Here is a 20,347-nt window from a genome sequence, read left to right as displayed (position 1 = left end):
AGGTGCTACTCGCCGAAAAAATCTTTTCGCAGTGCCGGGTAGTCTGCCGCCTTGAGGCGCGGGCCAAAGTGGGTCACCACCTTGCCCGCCGCCAGGCTGGCAAACTCGGCGGCCCGGGTATAGCTTTCGCCGCGCCCCAGGGCGTAGAGGAAGGCGCCCGCAAACATATCACCGGCGCCGTTGGTGTCGACCGCCTGGACCTGCTGTGAAGCGACATCCGAGCGGGTTTCGCCGTCAAATGTGACCGCCCCGCGGGCACCCCTCGTGATGACAAAGCTGTTGGCGACGTCCTTCAGGGCTTCGATGGCGGCGTCCAGGTCATCAGTTCTGGCCCAGCCTTTGGCTTCCTCCTCATTACAGAAAACGAGGTCCAGCCGGCTGCCGATCATGTCCTGCATGCCGTCGCGGAAGAACTCCACCATGCCGGGGTCTGAAAAACTCAGGGCGGTTTTCACCCCGGCGGCTTCCGCCAGTTCCCGCGCCCTTATGGCGGCAGCGCGGCCGGTGGCAGAGGTCACCAGGTAGCCTTCGATGTAGAGGTACTCGGAGTTGGCGATGGCCTCCGGGTCCAGTTGATCCGTGGACAGGGTCTCGGAGATCCCGAGAAAGGTGTTCATGCTGCGCTCGGCGTCCGGGGAAATGAGCACCAGGCATTTGCCCGTGGTGCCCGGGCCGCGCCCGTTTTTCAGGCAGTGGTCGACCCCGGCCGCTTCCAGGTCGGATACGTAGATGTCGCCGTCGGCGTCGTTCGCCACCTTGCAGGACATGAAGGTCGGGCCGCCGAACTGGGCGGTGGCGATCATGGAATTGCCGGCGCTGCCGCCACTGGCGTGGCTGGCGTGCACCAGGTGGTCATTCAGGTGCCCCAGTAACTCGGCCTGGCGCGCTTCGTCCACCAGGGTCATCAGGGCTTTTTCTACCCCCATGTTCACAAGGTCCGCGTCGTCTACCTGGATTTCGGTGTCCACCAGTGCGGCGCCAATGCCGTAGGCCCAGTACTTCTTCATCCTGTGTCTGTCCCCCATTAAGTGAGCCCGCTATTATCCGTATCCCGCTGCCAAATGAAAGGCGCGCTGATGTACACTCGCACCCCATGCCGAGAACCCGCCGTCCCCTGCTGAAAATCTTCGTCACCCTGCTGGTCGCCTTTGGCCTGGTACTGGTGTACCTGGATGCGAAGATCACCTCCACCTTCACCGACAAGATGTGGGAGCTGCCCGCCAAGGTGTATGCCCGCCCGCTGGAACTGTTCGTCGGCGCCCGGGTGGCACCGGACGATCTGGCCTACGAACTGGAGGTGCTCGGCTACCGCAAGGTGAGCCGCCTCAACAACCCGGGGCAGGTCAGCCGCCAGGGCAACCGTTTCGAGATGTTCACCCGCGGCTTCGATTTTCCCGGCGAGCGGGAATCGGCCCGGCGGGTGCAAGTGGACCTCAACAGCGGCAGGGTGGTCAACCTGCGCGGCGGCAGCGGCAATATCGACCTGATGCGGCTGGACCCGGTGCAGATCGGCGGTATCTACCCCTCCCACGGGGAAGACCGCATCCTGGTGCGGCTGGAGGACGTACCCGACACCTTGCGCCTCGGTCTGCTGGCGGTAGAAGACCAGAATTTCTACGACCATTGGGGTTTCTCGATTTCGGGCATTCTGCGCGCCGCCTTCAGCAACCTGCGTTCCGGCTCGGTGGTGGCGGGCGGCAGTACCATCACCCAGCAGTTGGTGAAGAACTACTACCTCACGCCTGAGCGCACCTATATCCGCAAACTCACCGAACTGCTGATGTCGGTGCTGCTGGATTTCCACTACCCCAAAGACCAGATTCTCGAAAGCTACATCAACGAGGTCTACCTGGGGCAGGAAGGGCCGCGGGCCATCCACGGCCTGGCGCTGGCCGCGCGGCATTACTTCGACACGCCCATCGAGCAGTTGGGTCTGCATCAGCAGGCCTTGCTGGTCGGCATGATCAAGGGGCCATCCCTGTACAATCCGCTGCGCAACCCGGAACGTGCCACCGAGCGGCGCAACCTGGTGCTGGATGTCATGGCCGACCAGCAGGTGATTTCGCCCGAGCAGGCGACCGTGGCCCAGGCCATGCCCCTGGGGCTCAATAACACCAGTCGTATTCGCGACAGCTTTCCCGCCTACCTGGACCTGGTGCGGCGCCAGTTGCGCCGGGACTATGCGGAGGAGGTGCTGACCAAGCGCGGCCTCAATATCTTTACCAGTTTTGACCCGGTACTGCAGCGGCAGGTGGAACGCAGCACCAGCGAAATCCTCGGCCAGCTCGACAAGTCCGGCGAGTTACAGTCGGCCACCGTGGTGACCCGTTTCGACACCGGAGAGGTGGCAGCGGTGGTGGGCGGGCGCAAGGTGCGCTATGCCGGTTTCAACCGTGCCCTGGATGCTCGCCGGCCAGCGGGCTCCCTGCTCAAGCCCGCCGTGTACCTCACGGCCCTCGAACAGCCTCGCCGATACACCCTGGCCTCGCCGTTGTCCGACACCGGCCTGTCGGTGGCGGGTCCCAATAACTCGGTGTGGGAACCGAGTAACTTTGACCGGCAGGAACACGGTGAAGTATTGCTGTTCAACGCCCTGGCGAAGTCCTATAACCTCGCCACCGCTCGCCTGGGCATGGAACTGGGGCTGGAAAACGTGGTGGATACCCTGCGTCGCCTCGGCCTCGACGGTGAGATACCCGAAGTGCCAGCGCTGACGCTGGGAGCCGGTGCTTATTCGCCAATTGATATGGCGACCATGTACCAGAGTATCGCCGCCGGTGGTTTCCGCATGCCCCTGCGCAGTATTCGCGAAGTGGTGGACGCCGATGGCGAGGTAGAGCGTCCCTATCCCCTGGAGTACGACCGCACGGTCAGTCAGCAGGCGGTGTACCTCCTGCTGTATGCCATGGGTGATGTGATGCGCGAGGGTACCGGGCGCGGCGCCTATCGCTATCTTCCCCAGGATCTGACGGTGGCCGGTAAGACCGGTACCACCAATGATGGCCGCGACTCCTGGTTTGCCGGTTTCTCCGGCGACCTGCTGGCGGTGACCTGGATAGGCCGGGATGACAACGGCGGCACTGGCCTGACCGGCAGCTCCGGTGCCCTGAAGGTGTGGGCGCATTTCATGGCCCGGTCCAGCCAGAAATCGCTGGCCTACCGCATGCCGGATGGCATGGAGCTGCACTCTATCGATACCACCAGCGGTCTGCTGACGGGTGAGGGTTGTCCAGACGCCCGGCTCGTGCCCTTCATCGAGGGCTCCGAACCGCACCGGCGCACCAACTGTACCTCACGGCCGAACCGGATAAAGGACTGGTTCCAGTCGATCTTCAGTGGAGACAACGGATGACGATCCGCACACTTTGCCAGCGGGCCCTGTTGGCCAGTCTGTTTATCAGCCTGGGCGCCTGTTCCATTTACAGCGCCCCCGGACAGCGCCCGGCGCCGGTGGAAACGCGTCCCGGGGCAGAGCCTCAGTCGAGAGAGCCGAGCGAGCCGCCCTCGCGGCCAGCTGAACCCACCGTCCAGCCCCAGGCCCCCGAACCCAATGCCAGTAATGCCTATGGCCCGCTATTGGCCCGGGCGGAACAGGCCAGCAGGGCGGGGGATTACGAACAGGCCCTGGCGTTGCTGGAGCGCGCCCAGCGCATTGACCCCGACAGTGCCGAGGTGTACCTCGCCCTGGCGCAAACCTACGCCGCCAAGGGGGATGCCAGCCAGGCCCGGGCGACTGCCGAACGCGGCCTGCTGTATTGTCGCGGCGGCAGTGAGTGCGCGCAGTTGCGCGAACTGGCCCGCTGAGGGCTCTGACCCGCTGAGGGCTCTCAGTCCCGGGTGGTACAGACCACCCGGTAACTGTCGCCCTCGGGTTCGAAGGTCAGGAACTGGTTGATGCAGAGCGGCGTATCACCGGCGCTGTGACTGACAAAAATTACCTGGGTGTCGCTGTGTTCGGCGATATGGTCGATGGCGCGCAGCATGAGCGCCCGGTGATGGCTGTCCAGGCCCAGGGTGGGCTCGTCGAGAATCAGCACGGCCGGTGATTTCACCATGGCCCTGGCCAGCAGCACCATGCGTTGCAAACCGAATGAGAGCGCATCGAAGCGCTCGCGCAGGAAATCGCCCATCCCCAGTGCCTGCAGCCAGTCCTGCGCCAGGTGGCGCTGGTGGTCGCCCCAGTCGTCATACAATCCGACGCTGTCGAAGAAGCCCGAGATCACCACCTCCAGCACCCCCATCCGCTGTTTGAAGTTCAGGTGCAGCTGGGTATCCAGCAGGCCGTACTTCTGCTTGATGTCCCACACGCTCTCGCCGGAGCCCCGGCGCACCCCGAACAGGGTGATGTCCTGGCCGTAGGCCTTGTGGTTGTCGCCGGTGATCAGGCTCAGCAGGGTGGTTTTGCCGCAGCCGTTGGGGCCGGCGATACAGCAGTGCTGGCCGCGTTCGAAAGTCCATTCCACCCCTTCCAGCACCTGGGTGTCACCGTAGCGCACGCCGACCCGGTGCAGTTCCAGCAATGGGCCTTCGGTGGGAAGGGTGTAGGCCCGTTCAGCGACTGGCGGCAGGGCGCCCAGCGGGGGGAGGGGAGGATTCATCAGCGCCTGTACGTCGGCCCTGGCGGTAACCTCCCGACGGGGGCCACTGGCCAGAACGTGCCCCTCGGCCAGCACCAGCAGGTGGGTCACTCCGGCGGGAATGCCGTCCAGGCTGCGGCCCAGCAACAGCAGCGGCAAGCCGGAGGCCAGCAGTTCGTCGATGATCCGCGCCAGTTCCGCCTGTGCTGCCCGGTCCAGGCCGTCCAGTGGATTGTCGAGAATCAACAGGCCGGGCTCGGCGAGAATCGCGGACAGGAGTAGGGTCTTGCGCATCTCTCCGGTGGATACATAGCGCAGGCCGCGCTGCAGGATGTGGCCCATGCGCAGGCGCTCGACCCAGCCCAGGAATGCGTCATCCGCTTCACGCCCGCCGAGGATCAGGTCCTGTACCCGGGTGCCCGGGTCCGAGGCGTCGGCGCGAAATTCCGAGTCGTCGAGCTTTTTGTCCCGCTCTACGAGGGCCCGGGCCTGCTCGAAGCAGACGTAGGCCACGCTGCGTTCCTGCAGGGCGTCACCGCGGTTCAACTCCCCGGAGAAATGCGTGGCCTGCTTGCTGAGAATGCGGGCCAGGCTGGTCTTGCCGGAACCGTTGGGCCCGATGCAGGCCCACTGCTGCCCGTGATCGAATTGCCAATCGATGTCCTGCAGGGCCGGGAGCGCGCGATAGACCAGGCTGATGCCGGCAAGGGAAAGCAGGGGGGCTGTATCCATGAAATCTCTGTGACCTGTGTGCCAAACTTGTGTGTGTCATTCCGGGCTGGCTTAATCTGCTGCAGCCCGATTATCTCGAATGCCGATACAGGAACCCGCTCGTGCCCATCGCCCTGCTGCAACTGATTGAATCCCGGCTGGTGGAACATCGGCCGCGGCGCAAGTGGCTGCGGCGGCTGCGCCAGCGTTCGGCGGTGGCGATGATACTCAGCGTGCGTAAGGGCGAACTGCACATTCTAATGATCAAGCGCGCGGAACGCGAAGGGGATCCCTGGTCCGGGCACATGGCCTTCCCCGGCGGCAGGATGGACCCCGACGACCGTCACGGCTATGCCGTGGCCCTGCGGGAGACGGAGGAGGAGATCGGCATACATCTGGCGGAGTCCGCCACCTGCATTGGCCGGCTCTCCGAAATACGGACCCGGCCGCGGCGGGGGCTGTTGAGCATGTTTATCACGCCCTTCGTGTTCCGGCTGGAAAAAGAGGTCCACTTCCGGCCCAACCACGAAGTGGCCGAGGTAGTCTGGGTGCCGCTGGAGTTCCTGCTGGACACCGACCAGCGCGAAACCATGAGCTGGCAGCGCAAGCGGCTGCGCATGACCCTGCCCTGCTACATCTATAATGGGCGGCGGATATGGGGGCTGTCGCTGATGATGCTCGATGAGCTGATGGACCTGGTCGAGGGGCCCAATCCGCAACGCCGCACCTGGCGCCGCGGCTGAACCGGGTGCTCAATTGGTATCGCGCATAAAGGCCTTGGTATTGAGCTTGAGCTCCCGCAGGGCCGGGTCCTCCTTGCTGGCTTTGAGCAGGGCGTCGGCCTCCACTTCACCGCGCACGTAGGCCGCCACCAGGTCGACCATTACCGGGGTCATTTCCGGTTCCCGCGACCAGCGCGGCGCATTCACCAGGTTGCCCGTGACCCAGTCGCCTTCCCGGCTCAGCCAGTAGCCTCCGCAGGCCGAGAGCTGGTAGTCACCGACCCGCCCGTAGGAGACGTTGGGCGTGTGGGGGTTGAAACCGCCGGGGACGGCTTCGGTAATTTCGTGCAGGGCCATGACCCACTCGCTGCCGATGGGGAAGAGCTCGGCCTCCGGGCGGCAATAGTCCCCGGTCTTCAGCCAGACCCGCACCTCATCCGCGTCCTTGCCACCGCGCAGCGCCCGGTCGACGTAGAGATCGACGGAGTTGCCCTGGGCGTCGATCACCGTGCCGCTGACCACCAGGTCGGCACCGCCCTGTACCTTGTCGAAGCTGCCCTCCCAGAGGCAGCCGCACTCGGCGCTGGCGTAAGTCGCCAGGGTGAGCAATGCGAGGGCCAGCAAGGTTCTCACGGTGGTTACTGCAGGGCCTTCGCGGCTTCCACGGCAAAGTAGGTCAGGATGCCGTCACAGCCCGCCCGCTTGAAGGCCAACAGTGACTCCAGCATGACCGCCTCTTGTGACAGCCAGCCCTGCTGGAAGGCCGCCTTGTGCATGGCGTATTCACCGCTGACCTGGTAGGCGAAGGTGGGTACCTTGAGCTCGTCCTTCACCCGCCTGACGATATCCAGGTAGGGCATACCCGGCTTGACCATGATCATGTCGGCGCCTTCGGCGAGATCCAGCGCGCATTCGTGCAGAGCCTCATCTGAGTTGCCCGGGTCCATCTGGTAGCTGTGTTTGTTGCCGCCCTTGATATTGCCCGCTGAGCCAACTGCGTCGCGAAACGGCCCGTAGTAGCTGGAAGCGTATTTGGCTGCATAGGACATGATCAGGGTATTGCTGTGCCCCTGGGCTTCCAGCTCCTGACGAATGGCGCCAATGCGCCCGTCCATCATGTCAGAGGGCGCGACCACGTCAGCGCCGGCCTCGGCGTGGGACAGGGCCTGCCTGACCAGTGCTTCAGAGGTGACATCGTTCAGCACGTAGCCCGCTTCATCGATGATCCCGTCCTGGCCGTGGGTGGTGTAAGGATCCAGGGCCACGTCCGTGAGCACGCCCAGCTCCGGCACGGCATCCTTCAGCGCTGCTACCGTGCGTTGCACCAGGCCATCACTGCGCCATGCCTCGCTGGCGTCGAGGCTTTTGCGCTCGGCGGGTACCACCGGGAACAGGGCCAGGGCGGGAATCCCGAGGCTCGCCACTTCCCGGGCCTGTGCGACCAGCAGGTCGATGCTGAGCCGTTCGATGCCCGGCATGGAGGGCACCGCCTCACGCTGGTTGCTCCCCTCGAGCACGAACACCGGAAAAATAAAGTCCGCCGGGCTCAGCGCCGTTTCCCGCACCAGGTCGCGGGCAAAGGCCGAGGCCCGCAGGCGGCGCATGCGAGTGGCGGGGAAAGGGCCGCGGGAGGTGGTAAAAGGCATGCTCATTCCTTGTTTACAGGCTGGCGAAGGCGCCGCGCGCCGCGCTCAGGGTGGCGTCGATATCCGCATCGGTATGGGCGGCCGACATAAAGCCCGCCTCGTAGGAGGCCGGGGCGAGATACACGCCGGCATCCAGCATGGCGTGGAAGAAACGGTTGAAGGCCGCCGTGTCACAGGCCATCACCTGCTGGTAGTTGCTGACCTGCGGTTCACCGGTAAAGAAGCCGCCGAACATCGTTCCCGCGTGGTTGGTGGTGAAAGCCACACCGGCCGCCGCCGCTGCTGCTTCCAGGCCTTCACACAGGGCAGTGGTGCGGGCAAACAGCGGCTCGTAAAAGCCCGGAGCGGAAATCAGCTCCAGCGTCGCCAGCCCCGCTGCCATACACACCGGATTACCCGACAAAGTTCCGGCCTGGTACACCGGGCCGAGGGGCGCGATATGCTCCATAATTTCCCGCTTGCCGCCAAAAGCCCCCACCGGCATACCGCCGCCAATCACCTTGCCCAGCGTGGTCAGGTCCGCCTCGATGCCGTAGTACCCCTGTGCGCCCTGCAGCCCAAAGCGAAACCCTGTCATCACCTCATCGAGAATCAGGACCGCACCGTGGGCCGAGCAGGCCTCCCGCAGGGCTTCCAGAAATCCCGGTTGCGGTGGAATACAGTTCATATTGCCCGCCACAGGTTCCACAATCGCACAGGCCACCGCATCGCCGTGCTCCGCGAAAGCCTGCTGCAGACCCTCGATATCGTTGTAGGTCAGGGTGAGCGTGTGATCGGCCAATGCCGCCGGTACCCCCGGTGAGCTCGGTACACCGAGGGTCAGTGCCCCCGAGCCCGCTTTCACCAGCAGCGAATCCGAGTGCCCGTGGTAACAGCCCTCGAACTTGATGATCTTGTCGCGCCCCGTGTACCCGCGGGCGAGACGGATTGCGCTCATCGTCGCCTCCGTGCCCGAGTTCACCATGCGCACCAGGTCCATCCCCGGCATGATCTCGCACAGGCGATCTGCCAATTGCGTCTCCAGCTCCGTCGGCGCCCCGAAACTCAGGCCCTTCTCGCACTGCTTCACCACCGCCTCGCGCACCGCCGGATGGTTATGCCCCATCAGCATCGGCCCCCAGGACAGCACATAGTCGATATAGCGTTTGCCCACCGCGTCGAACACATAGGCGCCTTCGCTGTGATCGATAAACACCGGCGTACCGCCCACCGCCTTGAAGGCGCGCACCGGGGAGTTCACCCCGCCGGGGATATGGGTCTGGGCTTGCTGGAAGAGTTGTTCGGAGGTAGTCATGGAGCTCCTGCTAGTATCTGTCTGGCCGGGGAATGAACCACCGAAAGCCGTTCGTTGGCACAGAGGCAGCGGGTCGTGGGGCCCCCGGACGGACTGTGTGAGACATGGATGTCGAACACAAGCCCCCATATATGGGTTCACGGCGTGTCCGGGAGGGGGCCCCGCGGCCCGCTGCCGGTCTAACTCGCTGCGACGAAAATTGCCGGGAATTATCAGGGCTGGGGAAGTGAATATCCACCCGCAATCAAAACGGCTTCAACACCACCAACAGCACAATGCCAAACAAAAACAACACCGGCACCTCATTAAAAAACCGGTAAAACACATGCGACCGCGAATCCCTGTCCTCATTCACCGCCTTCACATAGCGCCCGCACTGAAAATGGTACCCCACCAGAAACACCACACCCGCCAGCTTCAACCACATCCACTTCGCCTGCAGATAGTACTGGGGATTGAGTGCAATCATCCCCAGCCCGAACACAATCGCCAGCACCATAAACGGCGTCACAAACCGGTACAGCCGCCGCGCCATCAGCGCCAGCTTCGCCCGGGCCTGGGGGTGCTCACTCTCCGCGAAGTACACCAGGATACGCGGCAGGTAGAACAGGCCGGCAAACCAGCAGACCACAAAAATAATATGAAAAGCCTTCAGCCAGAGCATGAATAGCGTCCCGTTACAGGTTTGAGAGAGTGAAGCGCTCGATGCTTTCCCGGGTCACAATGCCGCGCAGCACGCGGTTGCCCTTGGGGCCGCGTCCGTAGACACAGGCCGCTTCCACCGTGCGTTCCTTGATCCGGTCCATGGCCTGGCGCAGTGTCGCCTGTACCGGGACCGGTGCAATCGACCAGCGCCGCAAGTCCACGTCCGAAAGGTTGACGGGTTCCTGCACATCACCCAACTCCCGCAGGCGCTCGGCCAGTTCGGCCCCGCGCAGCAGGAACAGATCCTCCCCGTCCCGGGTGACCAGGCACCAGGTGGGGGTCGCGTTGAGCAGCGTGGGCATTCTGGCCGGTTCCAGGTTCACCGACACCTTGACCACACTGACCTCCATGTTGGAGGTCACATCCGTGCGGTGCAGCAGCTGGTTGACCGGGTCGTCCGGCACTACCCGGCGCATCTGCCGCATCACAACCTGGTGCGCGGCACGGTGGTGGAACAGGCCGTTGTTGATCAGGTTGGCGGCGATAATCGCCAGCAGGGCCGGCATTGCCACGCTGGCGCTCTGGGTCAGTTCGATAACCGCCAGCACCGCCGCGAGGGGAGCATTCAGCACCGCCCCCATGCAGGCCGCCATGCCGATAGTGATATACAGGGTGTGTTCCGAAGCCAGGTCCGGCGCGTACAGGTGGCCGACGATACCCAGCGCGCCACCGATACAGGCGCCGATCAGCAGGTTGGGACCGATCAGGCCGATCGGCATGCCCATGCCGCAGCTGATACTGGTCGCCAGCAGTTTGCACAGGGCAATTGCCACCAGCAACTGCAGTGGCAGCGTACCCTCCAGCGTTTGCTCCAGCGTGTCGTAACCAATACCGAGTACCTGGGGTACGAACAATGCCATGGCCCCTGTCAGGCAACCCGCCAGGGTGAAGCGCAGCGCTACTGGCCACTGCGCTGCGCGTGCGGCGAACTGACTTAACTGGATAAACAGGGTCACCGCCAGGCCGCAGACGATGCCAAGCATAATGATGAAGGGCAGCTCCCAGAGTGAATTCAGTGCGACCTCCGGAATGCTGAGCATCACGGCGCCGCCACCGAGCTGGCGGCTGATCGCGGAGGCCGATACCGCCGCCAGCATCACCGGGATAAAACCCACCACTGTGTACTCCGCCACGATCACTTCCATGGCAAAAATGACCCCGGCGAGCGGGGTGTTGAAGGCCGCGGCGATACCGCCGGCGGTGCCGCAGGCAACCAGGACCCGCAGGCTGTTGTTGGGCAGGCCCAGGCGCTGGCCCAGCAGGCTGTTGGCTGCGCCGCCCAGGTGGACGCCGGGGCCTTCCCGGCCCCCGGACTGGCCGGTGGCCAGGGCGAAAGCGCCGCCAATAAACTGCACCAGGGCATTGCGCAGGGGCAGTACGCCGTAATCGCTGTGCATGCGGCTCAGTACGTGGACAATGCCGGTTTCCCGGTCTTCCGGCTTGAGCCGCCAGAACACGAGCCCCAGCGCCAGCGCACCCAGAGCCGGAAGGGCGAAACGCTGCCAGTCGGGGAGTGCTTCGAAGCCTTCGCCGGCGTCGCGTACCCCCCACAGGACGGCCAGTTCTGAAATCGCGGTTTCGAAAGCCAGCACCACCAGCCCGGAAGCGAGTCCGCCGATCACGCCGAGTACGGCATAGGCAATCACCGAGTGGTAGTTGGTCAGGTAGCGACGATAGCTGTCCAGCATGCGGTACAAGGGGTAGTTTTCCGGGACCAAAAAACGAATATTACCAGTTAAATCGCCCCTCTTTGCTTTTATACTGTGCGGCCCGGTTTTGGCGCTCCGTTCAGGACCGGAAGGCAACAGAACGAGGCATGTTATGGCAAAGATTGGCATTGTAGGCGGCACCGGCTATACCGGTGTGGAACTCCTGCGCCTGCTGGCGCATCACGACGACGTGGAGGTCGCGGCAATTACCTCCAGGGCCGAGGCCGGTCGCCGTGTGGATGAGCTCTACCCCAATCTTCGCGGGCATTACGACCTCGCATTTTCCGAGCCGGACGCGGCCCTGCTGGCCAGCTGTGACGTGGTATTTTTCGCCACCCCCCACAACGTGGCCATGAACCTGGTCCCCGAGCTTCTGGCCGCCGGCACCCGGGTGGTGGACCTGTCCGCCGATTACCGGATTCGCGACGCCGCTCTGTGGTCCCGGTGGTATGGCGAGCCCCATGCCAGCCCCGAACTCCTGTCGGAAGCCGTTTACGGACTCCCCGAGCGCCACCGGGCAGAGATTGCCCAGGCGCGCCTGGTGGCCTGCCCCGGTTGCTACCCCACGGCAATTCAACTGGGCTTTATTCCTTTGCTGGAAGCTGGCCTGGTCGACCCCTCGCACCTGATTGCCAGTGCCGCCAGTGGCGCCAGCGGTGCCGGTCGTCAGGCGAAGGTCGACAACCTGCTCAGTGAGACTGCGGACAGCTTCAAGGCCTATGGTGCCAGCGGTCACCGCCACCTGCCGGAAATCGAGCAGGGATTGGCAGAGGTCCAGGGCGGCCCGGTGGCTGTGACCTTTGTTCCTCACCTCCTGCCGATGGTGCGCGGTATCCATGCCACCCTGTTTGCCCGCCTGAACGGCACCACGGACCTGGCGGCGCTGCAGAACCTGTTCGAGGAACGCTACCGTGACGAGCCTTTTGTCGATGTGCTGCCCACGGGCATGTACCCCCAGACACGCGCCGTCAAGGGCGCCAACCAGTGCCAGATATCGCTGGTAGTACCTCAGGACCGGGACACGGTGGTGGTGATGTCCACCATCGATAACCTGGTCAAGGGTGCTTCTGGCCAGGCAGTCCAGAACATGAACATCATGCTGGGCCTGCCCGAGAATCGTGGCCTGACCCAGGTGGGGCTGCTGCCCTGAGCAAAGTTCGCTACGGTGAGGCGGCCCGGCTCCATCGGCGTCGGGTGCAGGTCACCGTTACTTTCCTGGTTGTTGCGGCCCTGCTCGGGGTGGGCGCCCTGCTGGGGCAGCAGGCTGCCTACCGTGGCCTCGGTATCGACCCGGAGCAGTACCGCCAGTGGCGCAGTGAGGTGCCTGCAGCCCGGCAACAGATTGCTGCCCTGCAGGATCAACTCGCCGCGGCCCGAACCCGGCATGAAGTGGATCGCGCCGCGCTGGAGATGGTGCGCAAGGATCTCGCGCGGCAGCAGGAGCAGATAGCCGACCTCGATGAGGGGCTGCGCTTCTATCGCAGCCTGATGGCGCCGGGCGAGATTGCCCAGGGCTTCAGCCTGCGCGACGTCGAGCTCACTGCGCTGGAGACGCCCGGTCGATTTGCCTATCGGATTGTGGCCCAGCAGGAGGCGCGTAAGCACGACACGCTGCACGGTGAGCTACAGTTGACAGTGCTTGGACTGGAAGAGGGGCAGCCGATAAGCTATCCCTTGTCGGGTTTGAGCGACGATGTGGAAAGCGACGGTATCGACCTGCGCTTTCGTTACTTTCAGGTGGTGGAAGGGGAACTGGCGATTCCTGAGGGCTTTCAGCCCCAGTCGATCGAGATCAGTGCCACTATCAGCAAACCGCGCAAGCTGGAGCTTCGGGAAAATCATCCCTGGCAGGTACAGGAGCGATTCACCCATGTGGGGAAATAAGAAATCAGGGGGGACCACACTGGTGTCGCGAGACACCGCGATTGTGGGCGATATCGAGTTCAGCGGCACGCTGGATATCGAAGGCCTGGTGCGGGGTAATATTCTCGCCAGGCAGGACAGTGATGCCCTGGTCCGTGTGGTCGACAAGGGCTGTGTCGAGGGTGAGATCAGGGCGCCGGCCGTTGTCATCAACGGCGAGGTACGGGGCAATGTCTTTGCCCAGCGCCATCTGGAACTGGCGCCGCGGGCCCAGGTCAGCGGCGATGTGTTCTACACCGTGATGGAGATGGCGGCGGGCTGTGAGGTCAATGGGCGGCTGGTACACGCCGGCACCCTGGCAGAACACGAAGACGGGGCCTCAGCCGGGAGTGAGCGCGAGGGGGGAGACACCGGCCTGTTCCCCGGCGCGGTACTGGCGTCCTCCGGAGATACCCTCCAGAGATAGTTGACTGATTTACTCAGGTTTACGATAATTTGGGGTCGATTATCAGTAACCCCTTATTGTTTGCGGGCCACGCGCCCCGGATGTGATCCATGTCAGTAGCCGAATCCTTCAATCCCACCAGCCTGAACCTGTCGCCGCGGGCCATCGCCAAGGTGCGCGAGCTGGTGGAGGAAGAGGAAAATCCCAGCCTCAAATTGCGCGTCTATATTACGGGCGGGGGCTGCTCCGGCTTCCAGTACGGCTTTACCTTCGAGGAAGAGGCCGCCGAGGACGACACCGCCATTGAAAGTGAAGGGGTCACCGTACTGGTGGATCCGATGAGCTTCCAGTACCTGGTGGGGGCGGAAGTAGACTACAGCGAGGGCCTCGAGGGCTCGAGGTTCGTCATCAATAACCCCAATGCAGCCACGACCTGTGGCTGTGGTGCTTCCTTCTCGATCTGATCGCCGCTTTCCGGTTCAGCCCGGTGAGGGTTGCCGGCCCGGGTACACGGCGCCCAGGATGACTTCACGGGAAGCGCCGGTCACCGCGGGCACATTCCCCGACAGGCCTTCCAGGCTACGCCATGCCAGCCAGGCGAAGGCAGCCGCCTCAACCCATTCCGGATCCATTCCCAGTGCCGCCGTGGTGTCCAGTTTTGCCGGTGCCAGTTTGCGATAGAGGCGGCGCATCAGGTCGGTATTGCGCGCACCTCCTCCACAAACGTAGACGGCGTCGATGTCACAGGTGGCCTGCAGAATGCCGTGGGCAATGGTGGCGGCCGTGAATTCCGCCAGGGTGCTCTGTACCTGCTGGGCTGCGGGCAGATGGTCCAGTTGAGCGAGTCGCTCGTCGAGCCACGCCAGGTTGAACGCTTCCTTGCCTGTGCTGCGCGGGCCCTGGCGACTGAAATAGTCGTGGGTCAAAAGCCCTTCCAGCAGGTCCGTGTTGACCTCGCCCTCGGCCGCCCACTGTCCGTCCCGGTCGTAGGCGCTGCCCCGGTGCCGACAGATCCAGTGGTCCAGCAGTGTATTGCCGGGCCCGGTGTCAAAGCCCAGGACACCGCCGTTGCCATCCAGCAGGGTAGCGTTGGCGATGCCGCCAATATTGAGAATGACGCGGCGCACGCCGGGTTTGGCGAACGCCGCCGCATGGAAGGCCGGGGCCAGGGGCGCTCCCTCGCCGCCAGCGGCGATGTCGCGGCGACGGAAATCCGCCACGGTGGTAATCCCGGTACGCTCGGCGATGGTGTTGGGGTCGCCAATCTGCAGGGTGAAACCGTGCCCCGATGGTATGTGTACCGATGGCGGCAGGTGGCGGATGGTCTGCCCGTGGCTGCCAATGGCGGTGATTTCATCGGGCTGGCGACCGGTCTGCTCCAGCAGGCCCAGTGTGGCTTCGGCGAACAGCTCCCCGAGCTCCCGGTCCAGCGCACCCATGCGTTCGATTTCATTGTCGCCGGGGTGGCTGATGGCAGTAATGCGCTGGCGGGTAGCCTCCGGGACCGGGTGCTCGCAGGTGGCCAGCAGGGAGATGCCCTGCTGGTTTATCCGGGTGAGGGCGCAGTCGATGGCGTCCACGCTGGTGCCCGACATGAGCCCCACACAGAGGACATCGTGATGACGGAGCACTAGCGCTGGGGCGCTTCGCCGCTGGCCTGGTTCAGGGCGAGGTGGTTGCCGGACTGCAGGGCGGCCAGCTGCTGCGAGGCGGGGGTGATCGCTTCAAGGAAGCTGGGCATTTCCGACTTCGGTAGCGTTTTGGCCTTGGGCAGCTGCTTGTGGATGGTGCGCGGGTTGCGGTGCACGCCGTCCATCAGGAACTCATAGTGCAGGTGGGGGCCGGTGGCGGCGCCAGTGCTGCCGACGGTGCCAATCACGTCACTCTGGGCGACCCGCTGGCCCTGTTTCGCCATGCGCTTGTGCAGATGCAGGTACTTGGTGACGTAGCGGTCGCCGTGCTGGATGAAGACATAGTTGCCATTGGGGCGGCTGTAGCCCGCCTTGATGACCCGGCCGTCGCCGGCCGCGTAGACCGGCGTCCCGGTGGGCGCGGCGTAGTCGGTGCCGCGGTGGGGGCGGGTGGTTTTGTAGATCGGGTGCAGGCGCTTCATGTTGAAATTGGAACTGATGCGGGTGAAATCCACCGGCGCCATCAGGAAGGCCTTGCGCATGCTCACGCCGTCGGCATTGTAGTAGCTCACATCACCCACGCTGTCTTCGTAGCGGTAGGCGGTGAAGGTCTCGCCCTGGTTGGTGAAGGACGCCGCGATGATGTCGCCGTCACGGTACTTCTCACCGTCCAGGTAGAGTTCCTCGTAGACCACGTGAATGGTGTCGCCCTTGCGCGGGTCGAGTACAAAATCGATAACGCCCCCGAAGATATTGGCCAGCTCGAGAATCTTGACCTGGGACAGGCCCATGTCCTGCCCGGCCATGTAGAGCGACGAGGTGATTTCGCCACTGGTCCAGGATTCGCGGACCTCGGGCTCACGGACGATGCGCTCGGTACTGAACTTGCCGTCTTCGCCTCGCAGATACGTTACGGTTTCCAGCGGCGAGGCGACATATTTCACGCCGGCCAGTTTGCCGTTGGGGGCTTCGAGGAAGGAAATAGTCTGGCCGGGGTAGATGCGGGCAAGACCTTTGCCTTCGGGAGACTCGTAGACCACCTCGTGGACATCGCCGTTGTCGAAGCCGGCGCGCTTGAAGATCAGCGACAGGTTGTCGCCGCTGCGTACCGTTTCATCCTTCCATTCAGGGCCGGCAACTACATCGGCAACCATTTCCGGCGCAGGCTCGGCGGCGGGCGGGGGTTCTACTGCAGTGGCGGTAGAGGATTCCCTGTCTGGCGACGGGGATTCGGCGGTGGTGGCCAGGATGCGCTCAACGGCCTGTTCGGTACTGTCAGGCGCAGGTGAGGTTTCTCGATTGGCCTCGACCGAGCCGCCCGGGGCCAGCCCGGCCGCAATGGCCACGATGCCTGTCAGTACGGCAACGGCCATAAAATGCTTGTGATGGCCGGGAGGGTTCTGGCTGCTGATCGCAGTCGCCCCTCGCGGCTTCGCGTTCTTCGTCATGTTGCTGGTTCTTTATGATCACTCCTAATGCCAGCCAGTATATTGAAAATCCGCAGAAATCAACAGTTCCGGTATTATTCAGGTTCACTCATTCAGGGGGGTGGTGTAAGGTTTCCGGCCCTTTTATTTCTCCTTCTTTACAAGCAACGCAATTCCTTTCGAGAGTAGACCCATGAGCAGTGCACTGTTGGCAGACCTCCGCGCCCGCGGACTGGTATTTCAGGTAGCCGGAGAAGATGAGCTTCCGGCCTGGCTGGATGGCGGCTGTCGCACGCTCTATTGTGGTTTCGACCCGACCGCGGACAGCCTGCATATCGGCTCACTTGTGCCCTTGCTGATGCTGCGCCGGTTCCAGGATGCGGGGCATCGCCCGTTGGCGTTGGTCGGTGGCGCCACCGGCCTGATCGGCGACCCCAGTTTCAAGGCCCAGGAGCGCCAGCTGAATACCCCCGAGGTGGTTTCCGGCTGGGTGGAAAAGCTCAAGGCTCAGGTGTCCCGCTTTATCGACTTCGAAGGTGGGGAGAATGCCGCCGAGGTGGTCAACAACCTCGACTGGACCGCGAATGTGGATGTGCTGACCTTTCTGCGGGATGTCGGCAAGCACTTTTCGGTGAATGCCATGATCCAGAAGGAGTCAGTAAAACAGCGGCTCGAGCGCGAAGGCGCCGGGATCAGTTTTACCGAGTTCACCTATATGATCCTGCAGTCCTATGACTTTTCCGAGCTCAACCGCCGCTACGGCTGTAGCCTGCAGATAGGTGGTTCTGACCAGTGGGGCAACATCACCGGCGGTATCGACCTGACCCGCAGGGTCAATGGCGAGAAGGTATTTGGCCTGACCATGCCGCTGATCACCAAGGCGGACGGGACCAAATTCGGCAAGACCGAGTCCGGCACGATCTGGCTGGATGCTGCGCGGACCTCGCCCTATGCCTTTTACCAGTTCTGGCTGAATACCGCGGATGCGGACGTGTACCGCTTCCTCAAGTACTTCACCTTTTTGCCGGTAGAAGAGATCGATGCCCTGGAGCGGGCGGACGCGGAACGCGCCGGTCGCCCGGAAGCGCAGTCGGTGCTTGCTCGCGAGGTGACGCGTCTGGTTCATGGCGAAGCGGGGTTGGATGCCGCCCAGCGGATCACCCAGGCCCTGTTTAGCGGCGAACTTGATGAGCTTTCTGCCGATGACTTTGCCCAGTTGCGCCAGGACGGTTTGCCCGCCAGTACCATAAAGGTGGCGGAGCTGCCCGAAACCCTGACCCAGGTATTGGTCGAGGCGGGTATGGCGGCTTCCGGCAAGCAGGTAAAGGACGCGCTCGGCCGCAACGCGGTACTGGTGAATAACCGCGCCCTGGGCTGGGAAGACAATGCGGTACCCGCCGCGGCCTTTACTGCGGAGCGCGCATTGCACGGCAGTTACTTCCTTACCCGGCTTGGAAAGAAGAAATACCACCTTTTCGAGCTGGGTTGAGGGTCATTTTTGCTTGTTTTTTGAGCAAAAATGACCCCCTGGAAATTAATTTTCAAAAAGTGCTTGCGTCAGAAAATTCCGCTGCGTATAGTGCGCCTCCCTTCGACGAGGAACGGACGCAAACGCCTCCCGAAGGGCGCCTGGAAACTGATTCAGTTTCAATAGCTTAGGCTAAAAAGGTGGAGTGATTGTTGAGGCAGCAATCGATGCAAAAAATTGCAAAAAACAGTTGCCAACGAAACAACGATCCTTATAATACGCGTCCTCGGTTGAGGCAAGGCCTTCACCGAACACCCTGAACCCTGGCGGTCAGGGGCTGATTAACAAGCAGACGAAGACAGATGTGTGGGCACTTGTTGAGGTAGTAGCTACGACTATTATCAGACACAAGTGACTCATTGATTCATTACGAATTCTTGATTTTCGAGTGTCTGAGCCGAGATTTGACTGTGATCGTGAGGCAATCACGCAAACAGTCCCTCTTGTCCTTTGGGCAGAGGTAAAAGATTAAACTGAAGAGTTTGATCATGGCTCAGATTGAACGCTGGCGGCAGGCCTAACACATGCAAGTCGAGCGCGAAAGATCCTTCGGGATTGAGTAGAGCGGCGGACGGGTGAGTAACGCGTAGGAATCTACCTGGTAGTGGGGGACAACATGGGGAAACTCATGCTAATACCGCATACGCCCTACGGGGGAAAGCGGGGGACCTTCGGGCCTCGCGCTATCAGATGAGCCTGCGTTGGATTAGCTTGTTGGTGAGGTAAAGGCTCACCAAGGCGACGATCCATAGCTGGTCTGAGAGGATGATCAGCCACACCGGGACTGAGACACGGCCCGGACTCCTACGGGAGGCAGCAGTGGGGAATATTGCGCAATGGGCGAAAGCCTGACGCAGCCATGCCGCGTGTGTGAAGAAGGCCTTAGGGTTGTAAAGCACTTTCACTTGGGAAGAAAGGTTGCAGCTTAATACGCTGTAACTGTGACATTACCTTGAGAAGAAGCACCGGCTAACTCCGTGCCAGCAGCCGCGGTAATACGGAGGGTGCGAGCGTTAATCGGAATTACTGGGCGTAAAGCGCGCGTAGGCGGTTTGTTAAGTCGGATGTGAAAGCCCCGGGCTCAACCTGGGAACTGCACCCGATACTGGCCGACTAGAGTACGAGAGAGGGAGGTAGAATTCCACGTGTAGCGGTGAAATGCGTAGATATGTGGAGGAATACCGGTGGCGAAGGCGGCCTCCTGGCTCGATACTGACGCTGAGGTGCGAAAGCGTGGGGAGCAAACAGGATTAGATACCCTGGTAGTCCACGCCGTAAACGATGTCTACTAGCCGTTGGGGAACTTGAGTCCTTGGTGGCGCAGCTAACGCACTAAGTAGACCGCCTGGGGAGTACGGCCGCAAGGTTAAAACTCAAATGAATTGACGGGGGCCCGCACAAGCGGTGGAGCATGTGGTTTAATTCGATGCAACGCGAAGAACCTTACCAGGTCTTGACATCCAGAGAACTTTCCAGAGATGGATTGGTGCCTTCGGGAGCTCTGAGACAGGTGCTGCATGGCTGTCGTCAGCTCGTGTCGTGAGATGTTGGGTTAAGTCCCGTAACGAGCGCAACCCCTGTCCCTAGTTGCTAGCAGGTTAAGCTGAGAACTCTAGGGAGACTGACGGTGACAAACCGTAGGAAGGTGGGGACGACGTCAAGTCATCATGGCCCTTACGACCTGGGCTACACACGTGCTACAATGGAACGCACAGAGGGCAGCAAACCCGCGAGGGGGAGCGAATCCCACAAAACGTTTCGTAGTCCGGATTGGAGTCTGCAACTCGACTCCATGAAGTCGGAATCGCTAGTAATCGTGAATCAGAATGTCACGGTGAATACGTTCCCGGGCCTTGTACACACCGCCCGTCACACCATGGGAGTGGGTTGCTCCAGAAGTGGTTAGCCTAACCTTCGGGAGGGCGATCACCACGGAGTGATTCATGACTGGGGTGAAGTCGTAACAAGGTAGCCCTAGGGGAACCTGGGGCTGGATCACCTCCTTAAACGATAGTGGCACTCTTCTTCAAGTGTTCACACATTTGTCTTCGTCAGTACGGTTGATGCGAAAGTAATCATGAGCTGCTGC

Annotated in this window: 17 protein-coding genes and 1 rRNA gene; 9 read left to right on the top strand and 9 right to left on the bottom strand. The window is 62.4% G+C overall.

The window, feature by feature from the left end; translation table 11 throughout:
- Positions 1-5 precede the first annotated feature (5 nt).
- Positions 6-1,007, bottom strand: a complete 1,002-nt coding sequence (locus FV139_RS20695) for an adenosine kinase (RefSeq protein WP_148070399.1) — start codon at positions 1,005-1,007, stop codon at positions 6-8.
- An 86-nt stretch (positions 1,008-1,093) separates the two neighbouring features.
- On the opposite strand from FV139_RS20695, the gene mrcB reads away from it, so the two are divergent.
- Both mrcB and FV139_RS20685 read left to right on the top strand, forming a co-directional pair.
- On the top strand, positions 1,094-3,352 hold the full coding sequence (gene mrcB / locus FV139_RS20690; protein ID WP_148070398.1) for a penicillin-binding protein 1B: 2,259 nt from the start codon (positions 1,094-1,096) through the stop codon (positions 3,350-3,352).
- Positions 3,349-3,804: a tetratricopeptide repeat protein gene (locus tag FV139_RS20685; protein ID WP_148070397.1), complete on the top strand. Its 456-nt coding sequence runs from the start codon at positions 3,349-3,351 to the stop codon at positions 3,802-3,804. The genes mrcB and FV139_RS20685 overlap by 4 nt, the downstream gene beginning before the upstream one ends.
- A gap of 23 nt (positions 3,805-3,827) precedes the next feature.
- Here the strand turns inward: FV139_RS20685 and FV139_RS20680 are convergent, their stop codons facing one another.
- Positions 3,828-5,309, bottom strand: a complete 1,482-nt coding sequence (locus tag FV139_RS20680; protein ID WP_148070396.1) for an ATP-binding cassette domain-containing protein — start codon at positions 5,307-5,309, stop codon at positions 3,828-3,830.
- 101 nt (positions 5,310-5,410) lie between these two features.
- Here FV139_RS20680 and FV139_RS20675 point away from each other — a divergent pair, with 101 nt between their 5' ends.
- A complete protein-coding gene (locus tag FV139_RS20675; RefSeq protein ID WP_235898753.1) occupies positions 5,411-6,031 on the top strand; it encodes an NUDIX hydrolase in 621 nt (206 codons plus the stop codon).
- Between the two features lie 9 nt (positions 6,032-6,040).
- Here FV139_RS20675 and FV139_RS20670 read toward each other — a convergent pair whose 3' ends face one another.
- From FV139_RS20670 to FV139_RS20650, 5 genes are all read right to left on the bottom strand, one after another.
- A complete protein-coding gene (locus FV139_RS20670; protein ID WP_148070395.1) occupies positions 6,041-6,643 on the bottom strand; it encodes a delta-aminolevulinic acid dehydratase in 603 nt (200 codons plus the stop codon).
- Between the two features lie 5 nt (positions 6,644-6,648).
- Positions 6,649-7,656: a porphobilinogen synthase gene (gene hemB, locus FV139_RS20665; RefSeq protein WP_148070394.1), complete on the bottom strand. Its 1,008-nt coding sequence runs from the start codon at positions 7,654-7,656 to the stop codon at positions 6,649-6,651.
- A gap of 13 nt (positions 7,657-7,669) precedes the next feature.
- A complete protein-coding gene (gene hemL / locus FV139_RS20660; RefSeq protein WP_148070393.1) occupies positions 7,670-8,950 on the bottom strand; it encodes a glutamate-1-semialdehyde 2,1-aminomutase in 1,281 nt (426 codons plus the stop codon).
- Between the two features lie 244 nt (positions 8,951-9,194).
- On the bottom strand, positions 9,195-9,614 hold the full coding sequence (locus FV139_RS20655; protein ID WP_148070392.1) for a CopD family protein: 420 nt from the start codon (positions 9,612-9,614) through the stop codon (positions 9,195-9,197).
- Positions 9,615-9,627: 13 nt separating this feature from the next.
- A complete protein-coding gene (locus FV139_RS20650) occupies positions 9,628-11,343 on the bottom strand; it encodes a chloride channel protein (protein WP_148070419.1) in 1,716 nt (571 codons plus the stop codon).
- Positions 11,344-11,476: 133 nt separating this feature from the next.
- Here FV139_RS20650 and argC point away from each other — a divergent pair, with 133 nt between their 5' ends.
- From argC to erpA, 4 genes are all read left to right on the top strand, one after another.
- On the top strand, positions 11,477-12,514 hold the full coding sequence (argC, locus tag FV139_RS20645; RefSeq protein WP_148070391.1) for an N-acetyl-gamma-glutamyl-phosphate reductase: 1,038 nt from the start codon (positions 11,477-11,479) through the stop codon (positions 12,512-12,514).
- Positions 12,515-12,558: 44 nt separating this feature from the next.
- Positions 12,559-13,248 carry a DUF6776 family protein gene (locus tag FV139_RS20640; protein WP_148070390.1) on the top strand — a complete coding sequence of 230 codons (690 nt, stop codon included), beginning with the start codon at positions 12,559-12,561 and terminating at the stop codon, positions 13,246-13,248.
- Between the two features lie 22 nt (positions 13,249-13,270).
- A complete protein-coding gene (locus FV139_RS20635; protein ID WP_235898752.1) occupies positions 13,271-13,693 on the top strand; it encodes a bactofilin family protein in 423 nt (140 codons plus the stop codon).
- A gap of 89 nt (positions 13,694-13,782) precedes the next feature.
- Positions 13,783-14,136, top strand: a complete 354-nt coding sequence (gene erpA, locus FV139_RS20630; RefSeq protein ID WP_148070388.1) for an iron-sulfur cluster insertion protein ErpA — start codon at positions 13,783-13,785, stop codon at positions 14,134-14,136.
- Positions 14,137-14,151: 15 nt separating this feature from the next.
- Here erpA and FV139_RS20625 read toward each other — a convergent pair whose 3' ends face one another.
- Together FV139_RS20625 and FV139_RS20620 are read right to left on the bottom strand one after the other, a co-directional pair.
- Positions 14,152-15,303, bottom strand: a complete 1,152-nt coding sequence (locus FV139_RS20625) for an anhydro-N-acetylmuramic acid kinase (protein WP_268940007.1) — start codon at positions 15,301-15,303, stop codon at positions 14,152-14,154.
- The gene (locus FV139_RS20620; RefSeq protein ID WP_235898751.1) at positions 15,303-16,751 is read right to left on the bottom strand and encodes a peptidoglycan DD-metalloendopeptidase family protein; all 1,449 of its coding nucleotides are present in this window, start codon (positions 16,749-16,751) and stop codon (positions 15,303-15,305) included. Before FV139_RS20620 ends, FV139_RS20625 begins: the two co-directional genes overlap by 1 nt.
- Positions 16,752-16,923: 172 nt before the next feature.
- Here FV139_RS20620 and tyrS point away from each other — a divergent pair, with 172 nt between their 5' ends.
- On the top strand, positions 16,924-18,219 hold the full coding sequence (gene tyrS, locus FV139_RS20615) for a tyrosine--tRNA ligase (protein WP_148070386.1): 1,296 nt from the start codon (positions 16,924-16,926) through the stop codon (positions 18,217-18,219).
- A gap of 509 nt (positions 18,220-18,728) precedes the next feature.
- Positions 18,729-20,264 (top strand): 16S ribosomal RNA (locus FV139_RS20610).
- Positions 20,265-20,347 lie beyond the last annotated feature (83 nt).

Origin of the sequence: Parahaliea maris (assembly GCF_008064665.1) — a bacterium.
Lineage (GTDB): Bacteria > Pseudomonadota > Gammaproteobacteria > Pseudomonadales > Halieaceae > Parahaliea > Parahaliea maris.
This window is presented reverse-complemented; position numbering and strand designations above follow the sequence as displayed.

Excerpts from the sequence above, each read along its gene's own strand:
- hemB (WP_148070394.1), bottom strand. The coding sequence starts at position 7,656 with ATGCCTTTTACCACCTCCCGCGGCCCTTTCCCCGCCACTCGCATGCGC.
- mrcB (WP_148070398.1), top strand. The coding sequence starts at position 1,094 with ATGCCGAGAACCCGCCGTCCCCTGCTGAAAATCTTCGTCACCCTGCTG.
- FV139_RS20650 (WP_148070419.1), bottom strand. The coding sequence starts at position 11,343 with ATGCTGGACAGCTATCGTCGCTACCTGACCAACTACCACTCGGTGATT.
- erpA (WP_148070388.1), top strand. The coding sequence starts at position 13,783 with ATGTCAGTAGCCGAATCCTTCAATCCCACCAGCCTGAACCTGTCGCCG.
- argC (WP_148070391.1), top strand. The coding sequence starts at position 11,477 with ATGGCAAAGATTGGCATTGTAGGCGGCACCGGCTATACCGGTGTGGAA.
- hemL (WP_148070393.1), bottom strand. The coding sequence starts at position 8,950 with ATGACTACCTCCGAACAACTCTTCCAGCAAGCCCAGACCCATATCCCC.
- FV139_RS20695 (WP_148070399.1), bottom strand. The coding sequence starts at position 1,007 with ATGAAGAAGTACTGGGCCTACGGCATTGGCGCCGCACTGGTGGACACC.
- tyrS (WP_148070386.1), top strand. The coding sequence starts at position 16,924 with ATGAGCAGTGCACTGTTGGCAGACCTCCGCGCCCGCGGACTGGTATTT.
- FV139_RS20685 (WP_148070397.1), top strand. The coding sequence starts at position 3,349 with ATGACGATCCGCACACTTTGCCAGCGGGCCCTGTTGGCCAGTCTGTTT.
- FV139_RS20680 (WP_148070396.1), bottom strand. The coding sequence starts at position 5,309 with ATGGATACAGCCCCCCTGCTTTCCCTTGCCGGCATCAGCCTGGTCTAT.
- FV139_RS20620 (WP_235898751.1), bottom strand. The coding sequence starts at position 16,751 with ATGACGAAGAACGCGAAGCCGCGAGGGGCGACTGCGATCAGCAGCCAG.
- FV139_RS20655 (WP_148070392.1), bottom strand. The coding sequence starts at position 9,614 with ATGCTCTGGCTGAAGGCTTTTCATATTATTTTTGTGGTCTGCTGGTTT.